This is a genomic window from Vibrio sp. 10N.261.51.C6, from assembly GCF_041471785.1.
GTDB classification, from domain to species: domain Bacteria; phylum Pseudomonadota; class Gammaproteobacteria; order Enterobacterales; family Vibrionaceae; genus Vibrio; species Vibrio crassostreae_C.
This window is the reverse complement of sequence record NZ_JBFRPB010000057.1, coordinates 57,503-64,568: the sequence shown is the minus strand read 5'-3', so window position 1 is coordinate 64,568 and position 7,066 is coordinate 57,503. Positions and strand designations below refer to the sequence as shown.

The window sequence follows — 7,066 nt, the reverse complement described above, 5'->3', positions numbered from 1 at the left end:
TTAATTTTCCGGATTGGTATTAAATGAGTTCTACCAAGTGACATTCAGAAAGAAACTGTATGGTTCAATGGAAGAGTTACAGAAAGATCTGGACGAATGGATGGACTACTACAACAATCATCGTACTCATCAAGGAAAAGTGTGCTGTGGCCGAACGCCAATAGAGACATTAGTGGATGGGAAATCAATCTGAGCTGAAAAGAACCTAACCCAGATATAATCTGACAGACACCGAGTCTAAAAGTGGGTAACTGTCAGATCAGGTCTGAATTAGTACACGTTAGCCTAAGCTAGAGAACATGTTTAAATAAAAAAGTCATACAGTATATATACCGTATGACTTCTTATTGTAAAAGATGCTAGGTTAAGCTTACTGGCTCAGCTCTTTGCATATTTTACTTAATGTCTTTCGGCTTTATGAGCGACAGCATAGTGCTGGAAAGGCTGAGATAAGCGAGGGCAACTTATGAGTACTGTTTTTTGCCTTTTGCTTTTCTTACATTTTGTAGACTACGCTGCGTCCACTGTAAAAGTCAACTCGACTTGCCCTGCCAGTTGCTCTGTTACGCTTAATGGACTCGACATTGCCCATTCTGGGCTAATGCTTAACGTCTCTAGCACGCTTGGTTGTACTGCGAAATTGACCTCTGAGTTCAAACCCACATCTGATTGTACTTCTCCGTCCATCACTAAATCCACGGTTACTGTAGCTGCTCCATCCAGCGTATTATTTACTGATATATCCGCTCTCGTTACAGTGACTTTAATAGTGTGTACATCTGTTAAGTCACTCACTAGATCCACCGTACCTGCAGTATCTGTTTCTACTAGAGATGCTGTTGCTTCGCCTGCTATTGTGCCATTGACGGCATTATTCACAGTTAGGTCTCCCGTACTACCTCCGCCGTACACTTGACCAGTGAAATGCAGTAGTGCGTTTCCGTCTTGTGCATATGCATTGACACTTAATACCGCAATCGCTGCGGCAATGACGTTAGCTTTTTTGAACATATCGATATCCTTTTTTTTTAGTTTACTCTTACTTTACAAATAACTTCGGTTCCCCCGTTAGACATATTACTTCCTCAGGGGTACCTCTGTGATTTCATGACGCTGCTATAATATTATTAAATTTCGTTTTTTCACCTCATTAAACTTTACTAACGTTATTTTGTTACTCGCTTACTTCCTGTATCCGTGCTTGCTCATATTATGTATCGTTATCTTGTTTTATCCGATGCAGTGCCGATAATTGATTAACGTCTTTATGCGTTTCAGTAGTTTTTTTATCTATTTAATTTACTTACCCATTTCACCCATCTGGCTCTGCCCTGCTTGAATTTCTTGACCCTTTCCGAATCCACTCCATAAACACTGCTCAACAACCGCAGTTTTTCGTTTGATTTATCCAAGCTACGCTTACTTGGCCCAGACCATTGGTTGCCATCAAATTTAACACCCAGCCAGTCAAATCCTTTCCCTACCCTCCCAATGGCTGTTTTGTCTGGATGCAAAGTGAGCTCCCATCTAGCCATTTCAATTTTCAGCAATTTTATAGCCTTCTTTAACTTCCAACGACTCTCGGCCAAGATAAGAAAATCATCCATATAACGATAGTAAATAACGCCGGCTAGTCTGTTTAACGACTCGTCTAGTTCATAAAAGATAGCGGCAAGGATATAGCTTGATAAACCGCAAGACCTGGGGATTCCTCTTGGGTCGTTGATGTAAATTCCCCCGCTCTCGACTTGGTAGAACAAGAACTGAGTAATTAAACGTTTTATAGACTTAGTCAAGTCTTGCTTATGTAGCCATTCAACCAATTTAAATTTATTAAGATTCTGGTAACAACCTTGAATATCCGTTCGACAGAAAAAACTATGTTGCTGAGCTTGAGTTCCTATTTGTTCCATAACGTTCGTTAACCCTGTTGCTCCTAGTGGTACGTGAATCACACTCTCGCTTATTGGTAAGAAGTTATGTGCCTTGAGCGCTTCCGTTAAAGCCCGAAGGACCCATGCATCCCGCGCACCCCAAACTGCTACATCACCCAACTTTGTCCGGCGCACTTGCATTGAGCACAATGAGAATCTGCCGCTACTGAATATGTGGAGGAAATGTTGTTTGTTTTCATCATATCGATGAAGAAATGCCCATACATCTGAGTTGGCTGGATGGTGTTTGCGCGACGTTGCTAACCATTGCCTTGCCCTGTCTAGGTTGTTATCACTAAGGAAATACCGGACTACATTGTTCTCGTTCAATTGAGTTAAGCCATTTGATTAGGTTTAATGATTTCACAAAAAAAGCCGGGCTTGGTAAGGTGACCAAACTCGGCTTTATGAGCAGCATATGTTTTTATGTGAGTGCCTAAAAATATGACGTTTAGGTTTATGGGTTCTGTTTACCCAGGTCGATCGTGTGAGACTGTTCGAACGTGTCCGTGTGCCAATCGTCTTTCGGGTAATCCCGCCAATATTTTCCGAATGTCACGTAAGTATCTGTGGTGTTTCCTTCGCTTCCTAGCACGAAGTAATAACCACCATCGTTCCGCGTGTCGTGTGAATGGTTGCCAACGTTTACATTGCTAGGGTTTCCGTCGACTGGCCCGGTCGTACACGTGCTCTGATCACATGTCCAGCTTGTGTAGGGTGTGATGATGAAATCGCCAAAATGCGCGTATTTAAAGACGCTATCATAGAATCGCGCTTTCGTCTTTAGGTCTATATTTGTGTTGTATCCTTCTTCTACGCCCTCGCTCCAAGTATCATAATCGTTACGTGACATTTTAATAGAATACTCTACTTGACTATCTTGTTGCCCGTATCCCGCCCAGACGCTGAGGTAATTGCTGCCTCCCGACCCGGTGTGTGGTTCCACCCATGCTACGGTGGACATCTTTACAACTACGTCATAGATGCTATCTGGTCTTGGTAGTACGTCGACGACGGTTTCAGCTCTTTGCTCGAATCCGTCCCATGTGACTCTATGTTGTCCGGGCGCTTTGTATGTGATTGTATTGCCGCTTATGTCGCAATTGGGACTACAACTAAGGGCTCCTTTTTGTGTTACGTCGTACGAGAACCCGTTTTCTCCTAAGGCTGTAACGCTGATGTTTTCCGGTATACCGGGTGTTGCCTGTGGGTTTGTTGACACATCTATGTGCCAATCTGGTGTACCACTGCACGTGACTGTGCTCTGACCGTCTCCATATGCAATTTCTGATGTGTCATTCCTAATTTCTTTTATGTATGTGTATCCGTCCCACAAGAAGGTATAATGGTTCATTTCGTATGTTGCCAGTGAGTTCTGGGTTTGATCTTCCCAACTCTCATAACTTTTGAGGTCGAGAATAGAAAGTCCAAGGCTGTTACAATAGTGTTTCGCTTCGGTGCTAGGTATGACTGCGTATGCAACACCATTCTGTGCTACGGGCGCTTCGCTAAAGTTGTACCCTTTTTCTTTTGCTTCATATTCGGTTAGCGTCGGGTGCAGGTATATATCTGTTGTCAATTCGTAGTCGTCTGGTCGCGTCAGCGTGACTTCTTGCGTTACCCATGACGTATTACCGGCTTCGTCCGCCACTAGTATCATTATCTCATGATCGCCTGCTTCGTAACCTACTACGCCACTTACATCGTTACCAGACAATGCGCCTTCCTGGAACGACTTCGGGTATATAGCATCCACTACTTTCGAGGTTTGCCCGTTGTCGTTGTCTACGGTCAGTGAAATCTCGAACGGCTTGTAGATGTCTTGCGTTATTCTACTTGGTGTTGTGATAACTGGAGGTAAGTCGACATATCTCTTTACGCATAATGCTGGCCTGGGATTATAGTTGCTTGTTGTGGTGCCATCTGATACGTTCAAGTACAATGGCTTGTTTGTGCTGGTCTTAGAAACAGCGGCATAACTATCGGCCCATTCCCAACCGAGATGCTCGTGATCAAGATATGAGTTTTGTATCTGCTCTTGGACTAATGCCATGTCGCCGTTATCTGCCGTCAACATTGTAGTGCCGGGGTAAATGGCTTCACAATAGGCGTATGCTTCGTCGGGTGTATATTCCACAAACGCGCCAAATATATAGTTGTCGTCCCCTAGGGTTTTTTCATTGTTATTAAATCCTGCCTCTATGTGTTGCGAAAGTAAAGGAGGAGGCATCAATATATAGTCCACGCCATTCTTGCTGAAAGAATAAGGTTTAACTTTAGATTGTGGGGCGATCGTAAGCGTTGCTGTATCATATCCACCTTGTCCATCCGTAACTGTATAGGTTATAACACCATGACTCGTGGGGTGGGTAACCTTGTAACTTATCTCCTGCATAGCACTTACAGACACTTCGGTATAAGGGTCGCTATTGACTTCAGAAATATACCAACTATCTCCATCGATTTCTGTGACTGTCGGTTTGTAAGTAAACTCCTGATAAACCTCAGCACCTATAGAGTCATCGCTGGCTGTTGGGGGGTTATTACTTCCTACAGAGATGGCCACGCGTATTTCCCCTGATATAACGATTTCGTTGTTGTTCTGAGATGACCCTCTAAGACTATAATGAACGATACCGACGCCTGAACTTGTTCCGGGTACAATAGTAATTTCATTCTCATCAATTCCCACACTAGCAATAGTGTTATTTTGGGTTACATCGGAAGCCATCTCCAACGACAGTATGCTCCCAAAAGTTCCATGTTTGCCAATTTCCTCTTCCAAATTTATGGTTATATCTTGACCGCCCAGGCTGCCATTAACGTGAATCGTTTCGAAAAAAGGCGGAACCCCGGCTATGCTTGAGCTGGCGTTAACTTGAATTGTATTACTACTTGTAATTTCCCCACTACTCACTGTGTATGCGTAGCTGCACCCAATAGCTTGACTAAAATCTGTGTAGATCAACAGCCCGTCGTATGAAGAAACGGCGGTGGCGCATTCATCTAAGTCAGTGAGTGGAGCAACGTCTAGGATAGTCGTGGGAGCTGATGAATCGACATATGCTGTTAAGTCAATTTCTGACGACTCTCCAATAGGAGTGGATAGATACGCAGCACTGGCGTTAACGTAAGCCTGCTCTTCAGGGAGTTGTTCATTGTTAGTGCTTTGCTCTCCGTCCCCAGAATTACAACCACCTAGAATTAACAAAGCAGCGGAAAGGAGCGCCTTTGTCGATTTTGGGACTGTACTTTTAGTCATAAAACTGTTTGCCTCTTTTTGCTTAGTAACATTTTCTCGACGCTGGAAAATACAATACAATGGGCAATATTGTTATTAATTAAATAATTATTAAGATAGTAATAAAGATAAATATAACAAATACAGTCAGTTAAAAATGTAGCAACAAGAATAAGCAGAATTAGACATGAGTAAATTTGAGTCACGCGACAACAACTCAGGGCCTACCCTCGTAAATTACCATCTTCTAAAGAGGGCGGGGTGTACCCTAAATTCTGTGTAACTGTTTAGACTTAATCCTTAAAGATGACCGTATGGATAGAAAGCACTGAAGCTTTTGATAGTGAAGCTGCTAAGTCAATTAAAACAGTATCTGACCTTGATGACATCTGGAAAAATCAAAGATGCATTTAGCATGAGTAATTTTACAGGCGATGGCGAAGCGTATGATAACCACCTACTGAAGTAGGTGGTTTTGGGCTGAAAATCACAAAAGCTAGGATGAGCGCCAGCTTTACGTAATATACAGTCAGTCTACGCGCTCATATAGATACGCGGCCCGCTGAGTAAAAAGTAAAAAGCCTCCATTCGATCTTTCAAGCGGAATCACAGTCATATTTTCTCTCCCCATGACACCTGGCCCGATGACGACTTCTTCCCAAAAAGGTAACTCACGATCACTTGGCTTGGTTGAGTGATGCTCTTTCTCATAAAAAGACAACTTACTATCTTCGAACTTAAAATCGCCTTTAGTAAAAGAACCACTCTTACATCGAGTAAATACATTTAGTTCGTATGTATCATTACTATATAGTTCTAGCTCAGTCCTTAATTTCAGTAACAAGCACTCGCGATCATTATTAATTGCTATGTGCGACATAGTGTTTGACTTGTAGCTCCCATTGATTTGCTCAGACTTGAAAGTATGTATAAGCCACCCTGTTACTAATGTAGATATCGAAATAACGCACACAATTAATCTATTCACAGAACCTCCCAACAATCTCCGAAGGAAAGCTAACAGACTCAAGGTTATCATTTATTGCGATGGAAAGTCCTCCGGTACTGATAACATGGGCGGAGCCAAGGTCAATTCTTACATCGCCTTTCTTGGTTTTATATACACAAGAGTCATAGATTCGATAAGAGTAATCTTCTGCGTTTTTTGGCCCTCTATATGCTTTAGCAGCAGCACTACCATAGTAACCTAACAAAAAACACAATATTCCACTAAATGCATATTTCATTATCCATTGACCGCTGAACAACGAAGAGACATCAAAATATTTTGAGTTTGAAATGGTTTTCTCAGTGTTTTCTTCCCTCAAGGGTTCAGGTTTAATATCACTCTCGTCTTTCTGCTCAGTTTCTTCTTTTAGTGTCTGCTCAGTGGAATAAGCGTCAACCACAGCTACAAAGCGATAGCCCTTACCTCGCTCCGTTTTGATGACGTCACCGCTTTTATCACCGAACGCCTTACGGCAACAAGAGAGCGCGTTCATCAAACTGCTCTCTTCGACTACAACTCCTCTCTTAGTCCAAATATTATCTATAATTTGCTGCTTGGAAAGGAGTTCGTTAGGATGAGCCAGAAAGTAGTTGAGTAACTCCGTTTCATTCAAGCCAATACTTGACACATGATTAGTGTGCAGGTCTTTTACTAGACTTTTGTTTAAATCGACTACAAAGCAACGATTTATCAAGATCATTGTATCGTTCCTAGGTTGATCAATCTTTTTCATAAATACTCATTACTAAAACTATAGATATAAATTAGCATATTTAAACCTCAGATTAATCAACTACCGGCTTAATCAGCCCCACCATATACGCGAAATACGCGAATTTAAAAACTCATTTAAAAAACTCATAATAAAGGCAACTACATTAA

At 42.1% G+C, this 7,066-nt stretch carries 4 protein-coding genes and 1 pseudogene; 1 reads left to right on the top strand and 4 read right to left on the bottom strand.

Annotated elements, in window-relative coordinates:
- Positions 1–4: 4 nt before the first annotated feature.
- Positions 5–193, top strand: a pseudogene (locus AB4375_RS16070) (IS3 family transposase); the annotation flags it as partial.
- Between the two features lie 317 nt (positions 194–510).
- Here AB4375_RS16070 and AB4375_RS16065 read toward each other — a convergent pair.
- The 4 genes from AB4375_RS16065 to AB4375_RS16050 form a co-directional block, all read right to left on the bottom strand.
- The gene (locus AB4375_RS16065; RefSeq protein ID WP_017070337.1) at positions 511–1,011 is read right to left on the bottom strand and encodes a hypothetical protein; all 501 of its coding nucleotides are present in this window, start codon (positions 1,009–1,011) and stop codon (positions 511–513) included.
- Between the two features lie 275 nt (positions 1,012–1,286).
- Complete coding sequence (locus AB4375_RS16060) at positions 1,287–2,054, bottom strand: reverse transcriptase domain-containing protein (RefSeq protein ID WP_139151726.1); 768 nt, start codon at positions 2,052–2,054, stop codon at positions 1,287–1,289.
- Between the two features lie 337 nt (positions 2,055–2,391).
- On the bottom strand, positions 2,392–5,196 hold the full coding sequence (locus AB4375_RS16055; RefSeq protein ID WP_372051996.1) for an Ig-like domain-containing protein: 2,805 nt from the start codon (positions 5,194–5,196) through the stop codon (positions 2,392–2,394).
- Positions 5,197–6,155: 959 nt separating this feature from the next.
- On the bottom strand, positions 6,156–6,917 hold the full coding sequence (locus tag AB4375_RS16050) for a winged helix-turn-helix domain-containing protein (RefSeq protein ID WP_017071813.1): 762 nt from the start codon (positions 6,915–6,917) through the stop codon (positions 6,156–6,158).
- Between the last annotated feature and the right edge of the window lie 149 nt (positions 6,918–7,066).

Coding starts and splice junctions, on each gene's coding strand:
- AB4375_RS16065 (WP_017070337.1), bottom strand. CDS start 1,011: ATGTTCAAAAAAGCTAACGTCATTGCCGCAGCGATTGCGGTATTAAGT.
- AB4375_RS16055 (WP_372051996.1), bottom strand. CDS start 5,196: ATGACTAAAAGTACAGTCCCAAAATCGACAAAGGCGCTCCTTTCCGCT.
- AB4375_RS16050 (WP_017071813.1), bottom strand. CDS start 6,917: ATGAAAAAGATTGATCAACCTAGGAACGATACAATGATCTTGATAAAT.